This window comes from Pseudoalteromonas sp. SG44-1, assembly GCF_014164315.1.
Lineage (GTDB): Bacteria > Pseudomonadota > Gammaproteobacteria > Enterobacterales > Alteromonadaceae > Pseudoalteromonas > Pseudoalteromonas rhizosphaerae.
On record NZ_JACJEW010000027.1, the window covers coordinates 33,924 to 54,647 of the forward strand.

Here is a 20,724-nt window from a genome sequence, read left to right on the forward strand (position 1 = left end):
CCAGTTTGCCTGTTTGTCCGCTATATTAAAACAACGTCACACATTTCGCTTATGATATTCAGGTAAAAATCGCCAAGCAATTTAATCGCAGCCCTGAAGTTATCATTGTTGTTAACGAGTAAACTTAACGTTTCAGGAGCATCATTTGAATATCAGCCGCAATGATAACAGAACATACCGTGCCCTCACACTGGACAATGGTCTAAAAGTCCTGTTAGTGCAAGATAAAGATTCAACTAAAGCCGCTGCATCGATGGCCGTGAATGCTGGTCACTTTGACGATCCTGTTGATAGACAAGGGCTCGCACACTTTTTAGAGCATATGCTTTTTTTAGGCACAGACCAATTTCCGGAATCCGGCGGGTTTGGTAATTTTGTTTCCCAATCCGGTGGCAACACCAACGCATGGACCGGCACCGAGCACACGTGTTATTTCTTCGATATTAACAATCAAGAGTTTGCACAAGCACTGAGCCAATTTAGCCGGTTTTTTATTGCACCTTCTCTCAACCCTGGCGAAACTGAAAAAGAACGTAATGCCATTGATGCAGAGTTTAAATTAAAAATAAAAGACGATGGCCGACGCATCTATCAAGCACACAAAGAAACCGTTAATCCTGCTCATCCATTTGCTAAATTTTCAGTGGGTAATCAGCAAACCTTAGCGGATCGTAATGGCTGTGTAAGCAAAGAATTGCGAGATTTTTTTAACACCCATTATCAAGCCCAGTGGATGAGCCTAGTGATCTGCGCTGATGCAGAAATTGACACTATGGCGCAATGGGTTAATACCCTGTTTAGTGATATTAAAGGTCAACCTAAAGCAAAGCCTGTTATTGCTGCATCGCTATATCGTTCACAAGATCTTTGTAAAGTGCTGCATATAGAGCCGCATAAACACATGCAAAAACTTATTGTTAGTTTTGCCATGCCAAATATTGATGAGTTTTATCGCCACAAAACAGTGAGTTTTATTGCCCACTTATTAGGTTACGAAGGTCAAGGCTCGCTGTATTCTATTTTAAAAGCACAAGGTTGGATCAACGCCCTCTCTGCGGGAGGTGGTATTAACGGCAGTAACTTTAAAGATTTTAATATCAGCATGGCATTGACCGACGAAGGCATTGAATATTATGAAGACATTGTAGAAATGGTGTTTGAGTATATTTGTTTAATTAATCAAAACATCGAAAAGTTGCCACGCTTATACCAAGATAAAAAGAACCTATTGCAAATTGCCTTTGATAACCAAGAAAAAGCGCGATTGATCGATTGGGTTAGTAACCTAAGTATTAATATGCAGCACTATGATGAAGCCAATTATGTGCAAGGTGACTACCTGATGGATGGCTTTAATCAAACCGCGCACCAAACCGCAATGCAATGGTTAACCCCACATAATATGCGCTTAGTGTTGATCCACCCAGACGTTGAGCCTGAACATACCACTCAGTGGTATCATACCCCCTATCGGATCGAAAGCATTTCGAGCTGCTGGCTTGAAGCATTATGTGAGATTAATACCCCATTACCTGAAATGCTGCTGCCTACTGCCAACCCTTATTTGACTAAGGAAGTGTCGCTGTACGATGTTGAGCAACCGCAGTCAAAGCCACAACTACTAGTAAAAGAGCCGGGGTTTGATTTTTGGTTCAAGCAAGACAACACTTTTCGAGTTGCCAAAGGCCATTTTTATTTAGCAATGGACTCAGATTTTGCCGTTAAAGATATTAAGCATATGGCACTGACGCGCTTATTTGCGGATTTATTTATGGACAGTGTTGCAGAGCAGTTTTACCCAGCAGAACTAGCCGGTTTAAGTTACCATTTAACGTCACATCAAGGTGGCTTAACCTTGCACACTGCGGGGCTCTCATCGAGCCAATTAGAATTAGTTGATGAGTTACTTGAAGCTTTATTCAATGTCGATATTTGCGCCAAACGTTTTGCTGAGTATAAAAAACAGTTAGTCCGTCATTGGCGTAACAGTAATCAAAATAAACCCGTTGGCGAGTTATTTAGTGTACTTGGCGCTAAAATAATGCCGTGGAACCCAGAACCAGAACAACTTGCTGTTGCACTTAAAGATACCAGCTTTCATCAATTTAATTGTTTTCGTCGCGAGTTTTTTAATGCCTTGCATGTAGAGTCATTTTTGCACGGTAATTGGCGAGAAAGTGATGCAATTGAGTTTCAAAAAAAGATTGCTCACCACTTAGCTAAATCAGCAACGATTGAAGATCTAACCCGTCCGTTATTTGAAATAGACAAAATAACCCGCTCGCAACTGACCCTAAATTGTAGCGATCATGCGATGGTTATTTATTACCAAGCACAAACCGATGACGTTGTTGAAAAAGTAAAAATGATGGCGCTAAACCATCTTATTAATCAAGATTACTTTAATGAACTTCGTACCAAACAACAGTTAGGCTACCTAGTGGGCGCAGGTTATGCGCCCTTTAATACTCGTGCGGGCATCGCCTTCTACGTGCAGTCACCTAACTACAGTGCAACCGCGATTTTTGAGCGTCATAATGCGTTTCTTGAGCAATTCCTTGCTTCATTAGAGCAATTAAATGAAGAGCAATGGCAGCAACAAAAACATGGCTTAACCACCCACATCGCCGAAAAAGATAAAAACCTCCGGCTGCGTTCACAACGCTTGTGGCTTGCCATTGGTAATCAAGATCATCACTTTCATATGCAACAAAAATTGTTAGAAGCATTGGAAAACCTTAGTCTTGCACAGATAGTTACTTATATTCGCGAGACATTTGCAGAACATAGACCAAGATATGAGCTACTAAGCGTACCTAAAATAAACAAAACGACAAAAAAGCTGATTTCTTCTCATTCTCTTTGACACAACACCGTGCTTCAATTAGATTATCAAGTGCAAAATACAGAAGTGCCCTATGATAATAATAAAAATAATATTCAACACATTCATATTCGCCTCATTATTACTCTGCTTTAGCCCATTGGGCTATAGCGAGCAATTAGTCGATCAGCAAACTTTAATGCTTTATTTACCGAGTGCATTTGTTACGTTAGTGCTGCCTTACTTATTATTCACAATCTACAAATTACGCCGCTCACGACGCCAATTATGTATTTCTGAACGGCGTTTAAAAAGCACGGTTGAAGGCAGTGGTGACACACTTTGGGATTGGAATATCAAAACTGGTGAAGTACTGCGCATTAACGATAAATACATGATGGATAGAAATACCATCATTGATGTTCCACCTAATAAAGCCCTTATTCACCCTAATGATATAGCGCAAGTTGAATTACTGTTAAAGCAACACTTTGCGGAGCAAACCGCTTTCTTTGAAGCCAGCTATCGCATTAAAGATAGCTTTGATCGCTGGCATTGGGTACTCGACAGAGGCAAAATCATTGAAAAAGACACCAATTTAAACCCGCTAAGAATGACTGGCACGGTACGCGATATCACGCAATTAAAATCAACCGAGGCACGCCTTAACTTATTCGCTAAATGTGTTGAATCACTCACTGATGCATTAGCCATTTACGATAAAAACTTTAACCTGGTTGATCTTAATCCCAGCTTTTTATCGCAGTTTGGTGGGAACCGAGATAACTATTTAAACAAGCCATTTACCTTACCAGGTTACGAGCAAAGTTATATTGATGATATTAAAAATACTGTTCGTCTTACCGACCATTGGCAACAAGAAGTTAAACTGCGCAACAGTGAGCGAAAACTACTACCGATTGAAATCTCAATCGATGAAATTAAGAATGAACATAATCAAATTTGTAACTATGTCATTGTATATTCAGATTTAACCGAGCGTAAAAAAGCCGAATCACAACTACATAACTTATCAAATCGCGATCGTACAACTGGCTTACCTAACCGAAATCTATTTTTTACCGATCTTAAAAAGCTGGCAAAACAAGACAGCCACCATGCATTACTAGTATTTGATTTAGATAACTTTAAAAAAATTAATGACTCATTAGGGCATCAACTAGGCGACAGTTTACTGGCAAAACTAGCAATGCGGTTGAGTAAACTCACCCGTGAAAAAGATGTGTTTTACCGCTTAGGTGGCGATGAATTTGCCTTAGTTATGTCTGGGACTAACGATATTCATACCATTACCAGAATGGCAAAACAGTTTTTAGCCGCCATTGCCACGCCATTTAAAATGGCAGGTCACGAATTAGTGATCACTTCAAGTGTCGGCATTGTGTTATTCCCAGAAGATGGCAATACCCCAGAACTATTGCTTAAAAATGCCGATACTGCGATGTACCATGCGAAAAAGAAAGGTAATAGCTACTTATTCTTTAACGACACCATGAACCGCCAAGCAGTAAAACGCCTGCAAATTGAAAACTTAATGCGATTTGGTTTAAAAGAAGATCATTTTGAAGTTTACTACCAACCAAAAATGAATATCCGCACCGGTAAATTCACTGGAATGGAAGCCTTAGTGCGTTTTATTACTCCGAAAAAAGGCATTATTAGTCCTGGCGTGTTCATTCCCATCGCAGAAGAAACCGGGCAAATCATCGAAATTGGTGAAGTGGTACTTCATAAAGCATGCCGTGATGTTAAAGCCTGGCTGGATGCTGGCTTATTTAATGGCCGAGTTGCGGTAAACTTGTCTGCTAAACAATTTAGCCTACCGGATCTAACTACTCGTATTGATGTGATTTTACAAAATCACGCCTTGCCATCGTACTTTTTAGAACTTGAAATTACTGAAGGTACGGTAATGGACGACCCACAAGATGCTATTTCGATCATGCGCTCTCTCAGTGCTCGTGGTATTCATTTAGCCATGGATGACTTTGGCACTGGCTACTCATCACTTGCATATTTAAAGCAGTTTCCACTTAATACCCTAAAAGTTGATAAAGCGTTTATTGATGATATGCAAACAGAGCGAGGCCGTAATATGGTTGACTCAATAGTTACTATTGCACATAACTTAGACTTACATGTGGTGGCTGAAGGGGTTGAGCAAGCAGAGCAAATTGCAATCTTAAAAGAGCTTAATTGCGAAACGATGCAAGGCTACTACTATTCAAAACCTTTATCGCGAGCTGAATTTACAGAATTTTTGAAGAAACAACAAAACCAAGCGGCACTTAGTTTAGTACAACAGGCATAAATGACAGCCTATGGTCGCCATGTGCACGCTTGTATACCCACACAGCGCACTAGTGCACGACGATAATGTAAGTTAAACAAGCACCATGCAACGGGGCCTAACAACCCTGCTAGCAGCAACCAGCGTTTAACTGGCATACCTTTTTTAATTGCCTGTGCATACATAACGACAACAGATACAACACTGATCAATAAATATTGCAAATTCACCACACCCATACCGCTTAAAATTAACCTGTAATGTACAATAATTAGTTCTTTATTTTCACTAATAAAATCAGAATATTTAATTCTTTCAGTAACAAGAATGATATACAAAAACTATTACTGTTGCTATTATCTACCCGTGTATTTGCGTGTGCAATACACATTTAAAGGATAATTAAATATTTCTAGGAGATATCATGTCAGAAAATACTTCAAATGTATACGAAGCACCAGCAGCAAACCTAACCAAAAATAATGAAAGCGGAGATAAACCTGTTTTAAATTTTGATCGTTTTTCGGCTTGGGGAGTGTTCTTTTTAGCCGTCATTACTTTTGGAATTTATGGTGTATATTGGCTAATAAGCAGAACCAATAAAGCCAATGCATTAGCAACTAAACAAATTAGCCAAGGATTGATATATGGTTATTTAGCTTTATACGTTGTGAATTTAATTCTCTCTTTTACGGGAGCACTGCCAGTGTTGTCAATTATTATTTCGCTAGCTTCTATCGTGGTCGGATTAATCTTTATTTTTTCGTTACGTTCTTCTATTTCAGAACTAATCAATAAAGGTAGTAGTGAACCCGTTAAGCTCAATGGCGTTTTAACCTTCTTCTTTAATATAATTTACTTCCAGTACAAAATTAACGAAGCAATTGATCAACAGAAATAAAAAGTAAAAAGGCATTATTTTAATGCCTTTTTCATCTCAACCTGTTTCTAAAGCACTCCTGAGTGCTTTACATTCAAATATGTATTTAGCACATTAGGAAGCAACTTTTGTGGTTGTGTATCAATTGCGATAACGCCTTCTTTTTTAAGCCTTGCCATATTAGCTTTGTGCGTATTTAATAAATCTAATGCAGCACAATAGGTCATAGCTTCATCATAATTCTCTATTGGCTCTGCAAGTACTTCTGTCAATGCATGATTAGAGAGGTTAATAACTGCAACAAGGTGATGCTTTTGCAATAACTTTATAGCTGGAAGCACCTCATCTAAGCTTTGATCATCAAATGTCGTAACAAGTAATACTAAAGAACGCTTACTTCTTTTTGCGATTAATTGATTAGCTGCAACAAGGTAATCGCTGATACTTTGGTCAGGGTACAGATCATAAAAATGATTCATCACACGCGATACATTCTGTGCACCTTTAACATTAGGTAACCAGCGAATATCATGATTAAAACTTTGCATGCTAAACCAATCCCCTTGTTTGAGTACTGTATGAGCAAGTAAGAGCAAAGCATTTAATGCGTGATCAAAGTGAGTACCCGATATGGTATCTATATTCATCTTCTTCGATGCATCAAGCATTACAACAACATGCTGATTTTGTTCTTCTTGGTACTCTTTAGAAATTAGTTTGCGACGTTTACTTGTAGCCTGCCAGTCTATCTGTTTAATACTGTCACCTTGTCGGTATTCCCTAAGTTGATGGAATTCAATACCATCACCTCGTTTTTTTGTCAGTTTTAAACCACTTATTGGTGTGTTTGTCACCCCATTAAGCGCTTGATTTTGTGCTACTCGACTAAAATCTGGGTAAACTTTTAACGCTAAATCTTGAGGTATTATCCAATTTGCCTGCCACAGCTTTAACCGTGAACTAATTCTAAGCTCAACGGCAGCCAATTGCGCATCTCCGCGTTGATGTGCGCACATACTCCATTGTAAACGAGCTTGCTCATTTTCTGCCAGAGTTACGCTGGTATATAATTCAGATAGCTCAATCGCATTGCTTAGGTGCAAACTTATATCAGTAATTAATAATTGCTCTGAAGTATTTTTAATACTTAGTTTTACTGGTTGCCAACGCCCCAATGACATGTTTTGATTGGTGTTTACCTCAATACTTAATTTATGTTTGAAGCGAGTAGGCAAATAATCTAATAACGCTAGTACAAGCAGTCCAGCAATGAGTCCTGTAGTTAATAAACTCGCTGTCTCAGTAAAAATTAATATGGGTAACAGCAAAACTAATGCGCAAACCAGCTGCAACAAACGCTTTGCTGGTCGTAACTTAGTGCGGATCATGATCTAGGCGCTTCAACACTGGCTAGTATTGCTGAAATCACTTCATTAAAAGACACCCCTTCTAACTCTAGATCGGCTGAAAGTATCAAGCGGTGGCGTAAAATGTTAGGTACCACTAGCTTAACGTCATCAGGGATAACAAAATCTCGGCCATTCATCAATGCCATTACTTTTGCTGCTTTAATAATGTTGATTGATGCTCGCAGTCCAGCACCATGTAATACTCCTTGCCATGTTCGCGAACTACGAACTAACTCCACCGCATAATTATAAATCTTTTCATCTACTAAAATGTCAGCACATAATTGCTTAATCTGAGCAATATTACTGACGCTTAATACTGCCGGCAATTGGCTAACTTCTGACTCATTCGAAACAACTTTGGTGTTGAGCTTTAACAATTCAACCTCGGCCTCTAATGATGGAAAACCCAATTCAATTTTCATCATAAAGCGGTCTAACTCAGCTTCAGGTAATGGATAAGTCCCCTCTTGATCAAGCGGATTTTGCGTTGCAAGTACCATAAACGGTGAGCCAATAGATAAGGTTTCGCCATCAATGGTAATTTGTTGTTCTTGCATTACTTCCAATAAAGCTGACTGAGTTTTAGCAGGTGCTCGGTTGATTTCATCAGCAAGCAAAATATTGGTAAATGCTGGGCCTTTTTTTATATTGAAATCGCCAGACTTCATATCATACATACTGTGTCCTACAACATCAGATGGCATTAAATCGGGTGTAAATTGCACTCGTGAAAACGACACACTTAAGCTTTTCGCTAATGCTCTTACAAGTAAAGTTTTGCCAAGGCCCGGTACTCCCTCAAGTAATACATGACCTCCTGCAAATAACACAGTTAACACATCTTCAATAATGGCATCTTGTCCAACTAACACACGGGAGATATTATCCTTAACTTGCTTAACTGCTTGCGCCGCATCCGTTAAGCTTATTTGTCCTGTTGCAAATTCGGTGCTCATAGGGCATTCCTTAATTGTTTAAATAGTTTGATATACTCTGTTCGTTGTTGCTGAGATTCTGGCAATTCAACACTTAGAAGCTCAGCTACCTGTTGCTTATCAAAATGCACTAAGTTGGCGATTATCTCTGCTTGGCGAACTTCGGTTAGTGATTTGAAGTGAGGGATCCTAGTTTCTACTTTGGCGTTAAAATCTTTTTTTAATGCAGTAAACAAGCGTTGCTCAAAACCGTGCTTTATATAAAAATTAGCAATCGCTCGAATGTGGTGTTTAAAGCCTACGGTTAAAATTAAATCAGGCGCATAAGCGCGACCAATACGACTACTAATATGCCAAATAAATAATAACATCAATAGCATCACACAGATCACCCACTGCCAGCTCCATTGCCATAACTTAGCAAACCAATTAGGGTAACTTAAATAAGGAACATAAGTTATTACATCAACCCCCTGACTCAACCAAACCAGTAAACTGCCATGATCTAAATGGCGCAACTGATAGTTTGTAAAGGGAGCTAGAGACGGCATCACAATAATACGGCCATCACCAAATTTAAAATCACACATGATAACTTGATCATCACTATTTTTGGTGGCTATACCTGGGCAGTTTTCAATTTCAAATGCCTGACTCAATTCTAAATCCAGTTGGGTATTTTCATTGAGCGTTAACACGCTATTTTTCTGCCCCTCTTTTACCATCACAAAATGATTTTCAAAAATCCCTTCACTCGTGTTTACACTAATCCCAAGATCTTGAAAGGTAAAAGTATTGTCTAAACCAAGTTCATCCCTTTGCTTATTTAATATATAAACAAGACGCCCACCTTCACTCACCCATTGGGACAATTGCTGATCAAGTGTGTGCGAATTACTAAGCGCCGCTTCATCGACAATTAACATACTGCGGTGATCAATAATAAGTGGTTGTTGATTATTGTTATCTAATTGCTTTTCTTTTTTCCATAGCACCCCATGTTCAGCTAATAATCTCTGCGCCATTGTGAAATTATCTTTGCTAACTTCGGAGTGAAAACCTATTTCAATCTCTTCTTTTTGCCAGTCAGCTGACAACAACGCTGAGCCAATAAAAAAAACTAACACACAGCACAAAAAAACCACCACAAACTTAAGCTTCATTTATTTGCTCCTTGTTTGCTGATGCCATAGCCTCTATTTGTGCTATTAATACGTTAAAATCAAAATTAAGTGATTGATGGCCCCAAGCCACTTTTACCCAAGCAGAAAAAAGTTGAGTAAAAACATCTTTGCTTTGCTCAGTGACTTTTGCATCAATTGCTGATTTACACTCTGTTTCGGTCATCGAACGGTGTAATTTTACTTGATGAGTGCTCTGCGCCCAGCGAAGCGAAAAATGCAGTAAATAAGCAAGCGCTAGACGCTGATTATTCTCCTGATATGCTGACCTTGCAGCTGCAATTAAATCCTCAGGTAAGTCTTGCGGTTTAATATCAGCAAACATGGTTGGGATTATATGTTCTCGATGCTGATTTTTTTGTCTTTTCGGTAATTCTAGTGCTAAGAAGAAGCCACGCTTTTTAACTAATAAATACACCAACCACAACACAAATAAAACAATTAGCAACCAAATAAAATAACTAAGAAAATTGCCTAAGCTCTTGAAAAAATTAGCAAGCCAACGATAATCACCATCCGCTGAAGAGTCCTTTTCTAAATCAAAATTTGGTACCCAAGTGGTTTTCTTTTCGATAACATCATCCTGCGCATAAAGTGTAGAAACTTGCTCTTTTATAATTAACTTATCTATTGGCTCTGCCATTGACTTACTCGGCACAGCAAACAAACAGCAAGCAAAAAACAAGCAAGCACTTGATAATAAAGTATTTAATCTGGCCCGCATATTTTTGAAGGTTAGCTCAATGTCCCAGCCTTCTAAATCTATACGGCGGTGCAAGTAGGCCATAAAACCTCCGGTGACAAATAATGGTGCGACTAAAGCGACACTGATCACATACACACTATTAAATGCAATTTCCATCCACAAAGGGCTTTCTAATATTTGATACAATGGCTCTTCAAGTGACAACGACGTTGGAATAAGGGTAAAAATAATCGCAGAAATACCGATCATTAAGATAAACTCAAAATGTACGCAAAACATCATCCAAAGCGTTTGTTTGGGCTTTGATGTTGCAAACAGCACCTGTTTTCGCATTTCTTTACGACGGCCATCTAGCCTTTCTAACTGTGTTACAGGTGCTAAAAAAGCTCTGTTAGGGCTCAGTCGATAAAGCGTCATATTGATGAATATGTCACCCGCTTGCAGCTTCAGGATTGATTTTAAACTACTCGAAATGGTTGCCTGTTGATTAAATACTACTTTTGACATGTAGTCTAAAATTGGCCGTTCAAATAACGGTTTAAAAAACCATACAATAAAGGCGCTCCATGACCAACCAAACAATACACCGGCAAGGATGAACACTGGCACAGCTAAACAAATATACAAACTAAATAATGGTAAAAAATGTTGTTTAGTAAGTAATACCGTCAAATCAAACGTTTCATAGGCGCCGCGTTTTCGAGGATTAAAGCTAAGACGATTAAGTTCCATAGCGCATACCTCTATACAATCGATAAATTACATATGTCCAACAAACAGTACCTACGACGAATTTAATTTCATGAGCAATGGCACGGGGCGACCAAAATGCTTCAATAAAGGCAGCTAAAACTAACATAACAAAAGCACCAACAATTAATGGTAGTGCTGTTTGAGCCGCTTTTTTCATAGCATAACTGCGTGTAAATTGGCTTGGGTTTAATAACGCGTAGCCAATCTGACATCCCGCTGCAGAGGCAATAATAATCGCTGTTAATTCAAACGAACCGTGAGTAATAACAAACGAGAAAAATGTTTTTTCAAAACCAACATTGACAATATGCGCACCAATGGCGCCGAAATAAAAACTATTAAATAGCAAAAAGAATACAGCACCGAAACAAAGTAAAACTCCCCCTGCAAACATTTGAAAGGCAATACCAATGTTGTTATATATATAGACACCAAACATCAATATATCTTTGTCAGGAGCACGGGTCTCTGTTTGAACAGCTCCAGTTGGGTTATACATTTTTTCAATTTCAAGCACCGTACTTTGACCTAAAAAAGTATAAACGGCATCTGGATAAAGGGTGACCCAAATAAAAGCAATAACCGCCAACCCCCAAAATGCCAACAAATTAGCGCCTAACATGAAACGATTTTCGTACAAAGCACGAGGAAAAGCGGTGCGGGCTATTTGCCAAATTTCTGAAAATTGGTTTTTGCGGGATAAATACAGTGTTTTTTGACCCTGTTGTACCAGCTGATTTAGCTGCTGAATTAGTAAAGGACTGTACTGCCTACTTCTTGCGATGGCTAAATCGTTGCAAATTTTTCGATATAATTTAGGAAAGTCTTCAGGAAAAGTACTATTTAGTTCGCAATATGCTTGAAATTGTTGCCATATTTGGCTGTTTAAATTTACAAATTGAGTTTGCTTCATTGCTTACTCTCACTATTGGAGCGACCACTGTTGATATTATTCTGCCCAGCAAAATGCCTTGCGTAATTAAATAATGTTTCAACACTATCATTTTCTTCGATATTTAATGGCTTGGATAAAATATTTGCTATTTCTTGACGTCTTGCAGGAGAAAGTTCATGGGCACGCTCAGTAAAGTCTAAAACAGCTAATTGCTCTTCGGTACTAAACGCAATGCTAGGTACTTCAGCTGGCCCGTCTGGTAATAACTCCCGACTCATAGCGTCTTCTTCGTAAACTACGATAGTTCCTGCAGCCCAATCACCGATGCGTTTGAAACGGGTATTAAAACACATAACAATTAACCCAAGAAAATAACCAACAGGCAGCATATCTGCGGGGCGAATTAAGTTTCTTACAACAATTTGTGAAAAGGTTGGAGGTAAGCCATTATCTTGAACAACACGAATTTTTAGACGTTTTTTACCTGGGGTTTGGCCATTTTTAACTTCATAAAAGATGTTATACCCCCATGAAATTAAAAAATATATGACAAGTAAAATACCTTCCCCAAAATCGCCGAATAACATAAGCACAGTAGCAATAATGGCTATCAAAATTGTGCGAAGAATAAAATCGATGATGTAGGCGTAACTGCGCGAAACCAATCCAGCGGATGTGATAGCTATATCCACACCTTCAGGTAATTTAACAAACGCTCTATTTTCCAATCCATGGTTTAGCATTACATTTACTACAAATTTGATGATTAGATAAAGTTGAACGTATCGAAAGAAGTAACATTCAACCAAGGAAATGACGCGTTATAATGCGCGTTTTTGTGTTATTTTTCAATATTCCTTTAGTATAAAATGTTTAATCATGAAAAACATTAAGTAGCTGGACTTAACCGCTTCAGCCATTTCACACATTTCTAGTTTACTTTTGAGGTATTTATAAACTCGGTAAAAATAACAAAACATAGAGGGGATTTAAGTGTGGAGGGGATTGATTATTCAATTTAGTTCAAGAGTTTTTTCTCACTCTGCTTTAAATAAAGAATATACCTACGAAGTCCATAAAACACCCAAGCTACTTAAATTAATTAAATAGCTTGGGTGTTTGATGGATTAATACTGCAAAAGACGTAAAGATTATTATTTTTCAGCACGGCCCATAAATTTATGCTCTGCGGTATTAATACGGATGCGGTCACCTGTAGAAATATGCTCCGGCACTTGAATGATCAAACCAGTTGATAATCGTGCAGGTTTAGAGCGAGCGCTCGCTGAAGCACCTTTAATTGAAGGGTCTGTTTCTTCAACCACAAGTTCAACACTTGATGGTAAATCTAATCCCACTGGTGCGCCATCAATTACAATGACATGCACGCCTTGGGTTTCTTCGTTGACGAATAAAATTTCTTCGCTGATCGCTTCTTTATTAAGATTATATGGCGTGTAATCTTCGTTATCCATAAATACGTATTCTTCGCCATCTAAATACGAGAACATTGCTTCACGACGAGTTAAATCAGCTAGTTTTAACATGTCGCTATCTTTGAATGTTTCATCTACTTTGCTACCAGTTACTACATCGTACAAGCGCATACGGTACAAACTTCCACCAGCACGGCCTTGTGGTACAGAACGAACAATATCTTTAACCACTAAAACGCGGCCATTAAACTCAATCGCAGTACCTTTTTTAACTTCACTTGCCTTTGGCATCAGTGTATTTCCTATAATTTATAAATCCCCAGAAACATACCACGAACTGGATTTTCTTCAATAAGAAAATATCACATACCGCTATTTTTCTCGTAGGGCCTGTATTTACTCATAAATTTTACCTATTAATCGATTTTTCATGACTAAACTACGAAAAAGCTGCTATGGTTAAACTACCAAAAATGACCTCAAGGACTGGATCATGGATCAGCACACTGCACATGAGTATTTAGCAAAAAAACCTCTGGTTATGGTTACCAAACCTTTCGGCCAAGAAGTTGATGTATATAAAGTAAACCATAAAATGTTTGCCACTTTATCGGTTGGCAACGAAGGGGAAACTGACGAAGACGGCAACCCTATTTGGTGGATGAATTTAAAATGCGACCCGGATGAAGCGCAATCACTTCGTGATATTTTTCCTTCAGTGATCCCGGGCTATCATATGAATAAACGGTTATGGAATACTGTTATTTTAGATGGCTCAATCCCGCAAGGTGAAATTGAACGTATGATTGATAATTCATTTAACTTAGTGGTTGCCAATATGCCGGAAAAAGATCGCAAAGCGATTGAAATTCATATGTAAGTCACAATTTTAATGTTGTACTGCGCAAGCTACTTGTTCAGTACAACTTAGCCTTACTCCGTACACGTTAGTAAAAAATGATGATCATCAAATAATACCCCACCAATTTCGTAAGCTGACGGTTCAACGCTAACTAACTTAAAGCCACATTTAGCCAACACTTTTTCTGAGCCTACATTCCCTTTTGTAACCACAGCAGTAAATTGTTGAATGTTAAACGCTGTCGTCGCCCATGTTAAAAATGCTTGTAGTGCTTCAGTTGCATAACCTTGACCATAAAACTCAGGCATTAACAGATAACCAACTTCGGGAGTGTTTGATGAGGATGTTGTAAGCCCTGTAACGCCCACTTTTTTGCCTGTTTTTATTTCAATGATCATCAAACACAAAGACTTATTGGCTGTAGGGTGCCCCGGCGCCAACCGCTGCATAAACTTACTACGTATTTGCGTATCAGAAGGCCTGTCAAAACATTTTTCAATAACGCATGGCTCATCATGCAAAGCTAGAAAAAACGACCAATCGTCTTGTTCAAGGAGTCTCAATTGTAATCTTGCAGTGCTGATGTTCATTATTCGTCTTTACGCGGTATCAGTTAGGATGCCCCTGTTATAACAACAAAGCAAAATGATTTCAGCAACTAAATTTTTTAAATTCTAGGCATAAAAAAACGCACTTCAAACTATCAGTGCGTTTTTATAACTAGCAATTAAATACTATTTCACTTTATCATCGCTTGCATCAGCTGGGTGCGCGTCGGTTACCGATTCAGCTTCAGTAGCTGGCGCTGGCGGAACAATAACTTCTTGAGCCTCAACCGCTTCGACAGGTTCTACATCGGCAACGTCTTGCTTAGCCGCCACGGTTTGTTCTATCACAACTGCTTTACTTGGCTGTGCAGACTCAGGCTGATAAAAGCTTGCACCAGCATCAGCCATCGAAACTAAAGCTGCACACGGCGCAAATACCGGGTTAAAGTTAGCAAAAGTAGCCATTTCTGAGCTTACTTTGTTTGCGCCAAGTTTATCCATATAGCTAAATGGACCACCTAAAAATGGCGGGAAGCCAATACCAAAGATTGCGCCAATATCACCATCACGAGGACTGGCAATAATGCCTTCGTCTAAACAGCGGGCAGCTTCGTTAAGCATTTGTGCCACACAACGTTTAGCAATTTCGCTTTTATTTAAACGTGGTGATGGGCTCACGCCGAGTAATTCGTAAACTGATTCGTCTACTTTTTTAGCTTTCTTATCGTAAAGATAAAAACCACGGCCAGTCTTCCGGCCTAAGCGTTTGGCATCAATTAAACGTGAAAACGCATCGGGTGCTTTAAAACGATCACCGAGTTCTTTTTCAAGAATTGGCGCAATCTTAGAGCCGATATCAATGCCGACTTCGTCTAATAGTGCTAATGGTCCAACAGGGAAACCAAACTCAACGAGTGCCGCATCAATCTTTTCAATTGGCTCACCTGCCAGTAATAAGTTAGCCGCTTCATTCACATAAGGCGCTAAAATACGGTTAACGTAAAAGCCTGCGCTATCTTTAACAACGATTGGTGTTTTACCTTGCTTACGGGCAAAATTTACAATCCGGGCGATAGTCTCTTCTGAGGTGCCTTCGTGTGGAATGATTTCAACCAATGGCATTTTCTCAACTGGTGAGAAATAATGTAAGCCAATTACATTCTCTGGACGGGCAGCTTCTGCCGCAATTTGTGAGATAGGCAATGATGACGTGTTACTAGCAAAAATTGTGTTTGCTTGGCATTCACGTTCTACATCTGCCACCATACCTTGCTTAAGGCTTAGGTCTTCAAATACCGCTTCAATCACTAAATCAATGTGTTTAAAACCACTGTAGTTAGTTGTACCAGTAATTCGGTTCATAGTTTGTTGCAGTTCAGCCTTAGATAAAATACGGCGCTTTTGCTTTTTATCTAAAATTTTATAGCTGTAATTCATGGCATTACTTATGCCCTGCTCTGCAACATCTTTGATACGAACTGGTACACCGGCTTTTACAGCACTAACATGGGCAATACCTGCGCCCATTAAACCGCCGCCTAGTACGGCTGTTTTAGTGATTGCTGGAGCGTCGTCGTTGCGCCACTCTTTTTTCATTTCAGTGGTGGCAAAAAATATCCCACGTAATGACTTTGATTCGCTGCTCATTACTAAAGTAGCAAAACCTTCCGCTTCTGTTTTATAAGCTTTTAGTTCATCCAGCTCAACACTTGCGCGTATTGCTTTGATAATAGCCAACGGCGCAGGATAATGACCACCGGTTTTTTTCAGTACATTTTCTTGTGCTTTTTTAAAGATGAAGTTTCGGCCAAACGGATTCGATTCTAATAATTGGCTAATACGATCAAGCTTAGGCTTGCCCGCTTTCGCTTTACCTTTTGAAGCAAATTCTTTTGCTACTTTTAGCAATGCGGTCTGTGGTACACAATCATCTACCAAACCCGATTTTTTAGCTTGTTTAGCGCGAATTTGTTTACCTGTTAACGTCCACTCAAGGGCTTTTTGCAAACCAACCAGTTTAGGCAAGCGTTGCGTTCCACCACCACCGGGTAATAAACCAAGTTGTACTTCAGGTAAGCCTAGTTTAGTGATATCACTGTCTGTACATACGCGATAATCGCACGCCAAGGCAAATTCTAAACCACCACCCAATGCCGCACCATGAATGGCACTAACAGTTGGAAATGGCAGTTTTTTCATATCAAAAAATGCACGGTGGCATAATTCGCTGATCGCCAGTGCATCATCACGACTTTGCACGTTATCAAGCATTTTTACATCAGCACCAGCAATAAAGTTATCGCTTTTACCACTAATGAATACCATGCCCTTCACTGACTGCTGTTTTGCGTCATCGAGCAAGGCTGTTAAATCATCTGCAAAAGTGTCGCGCAGGGTATTCATTTTTTCGCCCGGCACATCAATGGTGACAACGGCAATACCGCTATCATCAACGTCTAAATTAAATACTGACTGTGTCATTACGCACTCTCCAATACAAAGGCTGCACCTAAGCCACCTGCGGCACACGCAGTTGTTAGTGCTAAGCCACCGCCACGGCGGTTGAGTTCATGTAAACTTTGGGTGATAAGTCGTGCGCCGGTGGCTGCAAATGGATGACCATATGCAAGCGAACCGCCTAAAACGTTAAACTTATCCATGTTAATTTCACCAATCGCTTTGCTGCGACCGAGTTTTTCTTGCGCAAACTTATCTGAGGCAAACATTTTCATGTTCGCTAACGTTTGTGCTGCAAAGGCTTCGTGCATTTCAATTAAATCAAGATCGGCAAGCGTTATGCCAGCTCTCGCTAAGGCAACAGGCGTTGAATGAGCCGGCCCCATTAGCATGTCTTCATTCACACCAATGGCAGAGAATGCAAAGCTACGTACATAACCTAAAATGTTATAGCCTAATGCTTTGGCTTTACTTTCGCTCATCATTAATACCGCTGCTGCACCATCAGTTAGCGGTGTTGAGTTTGCAGCAGTGACTGAGCCATGCTGACGGTCAAACGCTGGTTTTAATTTAGCGTACCCTTCAACCGTTGAATTATGGCGAATATTATTATCTTGTTCGATAAAACTTTTATACGGCGGTAAATGTGCAGTCATCACTTCATCAGCAAGTTTACCATCTGCCCATGCTTGGCTAGCAAGAGTATGTGAACGATGTGCTAAGGCATCTTGATCTTCACGGCTAATACTGTGAGTTTTTGCCATCTGCTCGGCAGTTTGACCCATAGATAAACCAGTTGAATATTCTGCAACCGCAGGCGGTACTGGTAATAAATCTTTTAAACGCAGCTTAGAGAATATTTTTAAGCGTTGCCCTAAGGTACGTGCTTTATTAAGATCAACAAGGCTACCTGCTAATTTTTTACTTACGCCGATTGGCAATACCGATGACGAGTCTGCACCACCAGCAATACCCACTTGCACCGAACCTGCCATGATTGATTCAGCCACATTAGCAATCGCCTGAAAACTAGTGGCACAAGCACGTGATACGGAGTACGCATCAACAGATACTGGCATGCCAGTACCCAATACGATTTCGCGGGCAATGTTTGGCGCTTCTGGCATTTGTACTACTTGACCAAACACTAATTGATCAATTTCAGATTTATCAAAGTTAAGGCGTTCAAGCATTTCGTTAACGACTAACTTCCCCATATCAAGGGCTGGTACATGATGAAATGCAGTTGCTTGTTTAGCAAATGGCGTACGTAAACCACTGACGATGGCAATACGATCGCCCTTTGCTGTTTTTAGTATATTTTGCTCAGACATTAATGCTCTCCCGCTGACAGGTCTGACCTGTTTGTTTTCCTCGATTCTAAACAACCCGTGTGCTAAAGCCAATAGCGAAATTGAAAATAGTATAATTAGTTACCAACCATAGGCTTTTTTTAGCATATTTACAAAAAATACTGCGCTTTCTATGCTAGGGTAAAAATCGTTAAAAAATAACGAACTATTTTGAAAACTTGAGTCTAACACTTGTGTTATAAACTATTTACCCATATTACTAGTTAAGCTTTTATAAACCTTGCAAATCAGGACAGTTTTTTTACTATGGCCACTAACGTATTTTCACAATTAAAAACTTATTTAGATAGCCAAATTATTGGCCAGCCAGAATTAACGCAAGCACTACTTATTGCTATTTTAGCCGATGGTCACTTATTAGTAGAAGGCCCTCCAGGGCTTGCTAAAACTCGCGCAGTAAATGCATTAGCCAAAGGCGTTGAAGGCTCATTCCAACGCGTACAGTTTACCCCAGATCTATTACCTGCTGACGTAACCGGTACTGATATTTATCGCCAACAGACCAGCGAATTCGTTTTTGAAAAAGGCCCACTCTTTCATAACCTTATTTTAGCCGACGAAATTAACCGTGCCCCAGCTAAAGTGCAATCAGCCTTATTAGAAGCCATGGCTGAGCGCCAAGTCACGGTTGGTAAAAACACTTATCCGCTGTCGGATTTATTTATGGTGATGGCAACCCAAAATCCACTGGAGCAAGAAGGTACTTACCCGCTACCAGAGGCGCAATTAGACCGTTTCTTACTCCACCTAAGTATTGATTATCCAGGCGCCGAGCATGAGCTTGATATTTTACGCCTTACCCGTGGCGAAGCGTTGAGCGAGCATCAAGCACCAGCACAACAAATTAGTCAAAGCGATTTATTTGCCTCTCGCAAAGCAATTTTAGGGCTGTATTTAGCCGAGCCACTTGAGCAATATTTAGTGCAACTTATTATTGCAACGCGTGAAGGCGCAAAACTAGACGCCCAATTAGGCAGCTGGATTGAATATGGCGCAAGTCCGCGTGCCACCATCGCCTTAGATAAATGTGCCCGTGCTCATGCATGGTTACAAGGTCGTGACTTTGTTGCTCCAGATGATATTCAAGCTGTGTTACATAATGTTCTGCGCCATCGCATTATTTTAAGCTATGAAGCACAAGCCGATGGTATTACTAAAGATCAAGTCATTAGCCGTATTTTAGAACTTGTTGCCGTGCCATAAACCATGCAAAGCCAATTAGATAACCAACAGTGGCTCAGCCTAAGTCATAGCCATGGGGTCGACTTAGGCTTGAAAGAGCTGATGTATTATAAAGCGAAAGCTCGCTTATTAGAGCTTGCGCCAAAAGTTAAAATTAGAAATAGCCTGACCGGCCAATATCTCGCGCCTCATAAAGGCCGTGGTATGGAGTTTGCTGAAGTACGTCATTATCAACAAGGCGATGATATTCGCTCAATTGATTGGCGCGTTACAGCACGTACTGGCGAAACACACACTAAGTTGTTTCAAGAAGAAAAAGAACGGCCAGTGTTTGTGTTTACAGACTTTTCTAATTCAATGCTGTTTGGCTCAAAGCTATTACTTAAATCTGTGCAAGCGGCGCATATCAGTGCCTTGGTTGCGTGGTCAGCGTGCCAACGCGGCGATCGCATCGGTGGCATAGTGTTTAATCAACACGGTCATTTAGAGCTCAAGCCCAGCGCCCGCGAAAAAGCCGTGGTAAAACTATGCCACAATTTGTGTAATAACCACCAGCAAGCACTCGCGCAGATTGATGAGCCCGCAGACAATAAACTCAGTGATAATCTAAAACGTTTGAATCATTTAGCCAAGCCGGGCAGCTTAGTCTATTTAGTGTCAGATTTTAGCGCCCTTGATGATGCCAGTTTTAAACAACTAGAAATACTGAGTCGACATTGTGAACTGATCGGCTGCCATATTAGCGACCCATTTGAGCATCAGCTACCGGCGTTTAAACAAACAGTCACGGTTAGCGCCAACGGCAGTGACTTTGCGTTACCGCTGATGGATAAAAGTTTTCGTGATAAATTTGCTAAAACTGCTGAGCAAGCATTTACCACACGAATGCAACGCTTAACTAAATCGGGTCTTAATTTAATATCATTCAATGCAGCCACACCTCTTGAGCTGCAATTAGTGAGAAAGTAA

General features: G+C 39.9%; 17 protein-coding genes. 6 read left to right on the forward strand and 11 right to left on the reverse strand.

The window, feature by feature from the left end; all coding sequences use genetic code 11:
- Positions 1 to 145 precede the first annotated feature (145 nt).
- The gene (locus tag H5187_RS13565; RefSeq protein ID WP_182797950.1) at positions 146 to 2,866 is read left to right on the forward strand and encodes an insulinase family protein; all 2,721 of its coding nucleotides are present in this window, start codon (positions 146 to 148) and stop codon (positions 2,864 to 2,866) included.
- Between the two features lie 157 nt (positions 2,867 to 3,023).
- Positions 3,024 to 5,156, forward strand: coding sequence for a bifunctional diguanylate cyclase/phosphodiesterase (locus H5187_RS13570; protein ID WP_257326390.1), 2,133 nt, complete (start codon positions 3,024 to 3,026; stop codon positions 5,154 to 5,156).
- Between the two features lie 8 nt (positions 5,157 to 5,164).
- Here the strand turns inward: H5187_RS13570 and H5187_RS25190 are convergent, their stop codons facing one another.
- Complete coding sequence (locus H5187_RS25190; protein WP_182767932.1) at positions 5,165 to 5,473, reverse strand: hypothetical protein; 309 nt, start codon at positions 5,471 to 5,473, stop codon at positions 5,165 to 5,167.
- Positions 5,474 to 5,559: 86 nt separating this feature from the next.
- Between H5187_RS25190 and H5187_RS13580 the strand changes: the two genes are divergently transcribed.
- Positions 5,560 to 6,036, forward strand: a complete 477-nt coding sequence (locus tag H5187_RS13580) for a DUF4234 domain-containing protein (RefSeq protein WP_149983032.1) — start codon at positions 5,560 to 5,562, stop codon at positions 6,034 to 6,036.
- A 47-nt stretch (positions 6,037 to 6,083) separates the two neighbouring features.
- Here the strand turns inward: H5187_RS13580 and H5187_RS13585 are convergent, their stop codons facing one another.
- From H5187_RS13585 to yeiP, 7 genes are all read right to left on the reverse strand, one after another.
- Positions 6,084 to 7,403 (reverse strand): DUF58 domain-containing protein, encoded by a 1,320-nt coding sequence (locus H5187_RS13585; protein ID WP_182797951.1) that lies wholly within the window; start codon positions 7,401 to 7,403, stop codon positions 6,084 to 6,086.
- Positions 7,400 to 8,383, reverse strand: a complete 984-nt coding sequence (locus H5187_RS13590) for a MoxR family ATPase (protein ID WP_182797952.1) — start codon at positions 8,381 to 8,383, stop codon at positions 7,400 to 7,402. The genes H5187_RS13585 and H5187_RS13590 overlap by 4 nt, the downstream gene beginning before the upstream one ends.
- Positions 8,380 to 9,525: a hypothetical protein gene (locus H5187_RS13595; RefSeq protein ID WP_149983035.1), complete on the reverse strand. Its 1,146-nt coding sequence runs from the start codon at positions 9,523 to 9,525 to the stop codon at positions 8,380 to 8,382. The genes H5187_RS13590 and H5187_RS13595 overlap by 4 nt, the downstream gene beginning before the upstream one ends.
- Positions 9,515 to 10,981 (reverse strand): hypothetical protein, encoded by a 1,467-nt coding sequence (locus H5187_RS13600; RefSeq protein WP_182767929.1) that lies wholly within the window; start codon positions 10,979 to 10,981, stop codon positions 9,515 to 9,517. Before H5187_RS13600 ends, H5187_RS13595 begins: the two co-directional genes overlap by 11 nt.
- Entirely contained in the window at positions 10,971 to 11,609 is a 639-nt protein-coding gene (locus H5187_RS13605; protein WP_182761608.1) for a stage II sporulation protein M, read from the reverse strand. Before H5187_RS13605 ends, H5187_RS13600 begins: the two co-directional genes overlap by 11 nt.
- A gap of 302 nt (positions 11,610 to 11,911) precedes the next feature.
- Positions 11,912 to 12,640, reverse strand: coding sequence for an RDD family protein (locus H5187_RS13610; RefSeq protein ID WP_182797953.1), 729 nt, complete (start codon positions 12,638 to 12,640; stop codon positions 11,912 to 11,914).
- A gap of 411 nt (positions 12,641 to 13,051) precedes the next feature.
- Positions 13,052 to 13,624, reverse strand: a complete 573-nt coding sequence (yeiP, locus tag H5187_RS13615) for an elongation factor P-like protein YeiP (protein ID WP_145240366.1) — start codon at positions 13,622 to 13,624, stop codon at positions 13,052 to 13,054.
- A gap of 202 nt (positions 13,625 to 13,826) precedes the next feature.
- On the opposite strand from yeiP, the gene H5187_RS13620 reads away from it, so the two are divergent.
- Positions 13,827 to 14,213: an MmcQ/YjbR family DNA-binding protein gene (locus H5187_RS13620; protein WP_182718614.1), complete on the forward strand. Its 387-nt coding sequence runs from the start codon at positions 13,827 to 13,829 to the stop codon at positions 14,211 to 14,213.
- A 53-nt stretch (positions 14,214 to 14,266) separates the two neighbouring features.
- Here H5187_RS13620 and H5187_RS13625 read toward each other — a convergent pair whose 3' ends face one another.
- From H5187_RS13625 to fadI, 3 genes are all read right to left on the reverse strand, one after another.
- Entirely contained in the window at positions 14,267 to 14,785 is a 519-nt protein-coding gene (locus H5187_RS13625) for a GNAT family N-acetyltransferase (RefSeq protein WP_182740096.1), read from the reverse strand.
- Positions 14,786 to 14,929: 144 nt separating this feature from the next.
- Positions 14,930 to 17,224 (reverse strand): fatty acid oxidation complex subunit alpha FadJ, encoded by a 2,295-nt coding sequence (fadJ, locus tag H5187_RS13630; RefSeq protein WP_182797954.1) that lies wholly within the window; start codon positions 17,222 to 17,224, stop codon positions 14,930 to 14,932.
- Positions 17,224 to 18,534, reverse strand: a complete 1,311-nt coding sequence (gene fadI / locus H5187_RS13635) for an acetyl-CoA C-acyltransferase FadI (RefSeq protein WP_145240359.1) — start codon at positions 18,532 to 18,534, stop codon at positions 17,224 to 17,226. Before fadI ends, fadJ begins: the two co-directional genes overlap by 1 nt.
- Positions 18,535 to 18,819: 285 nt before the next feature.
- Between fadI and H5187_RS13640 the strand changes: the two genes are divergently transcribed.
- Together H5187_RS13640 and H5187_RS13645 are read left to right on the forward strand one after the other, a co-directional pair.
- Positions 18,820 to 19,776, forward strand: a complete 957-nt coding sequence (locus H5187_RS13640) for a MoxR family ATPase (protein ID WP_182718611.1) — start codon at positions 18,820 to 18,822, stop codon at positions 19,774 to 19,776.
- Between the two features lie 3 nt (positions 19,777 to 19,779).
- Positions 19,780 to 20,724 carry a DUF58 domain-containing protein gene (locus H5187_RS13645; protein ID WP_182797955.1) on the forward strand — a complete coding sequence of 315 codons (945 nt, stop codon included), beginning with the start codon at positions 19,780 to 19,782 and terminating at the stop codon, positions 20,722 to 20,724.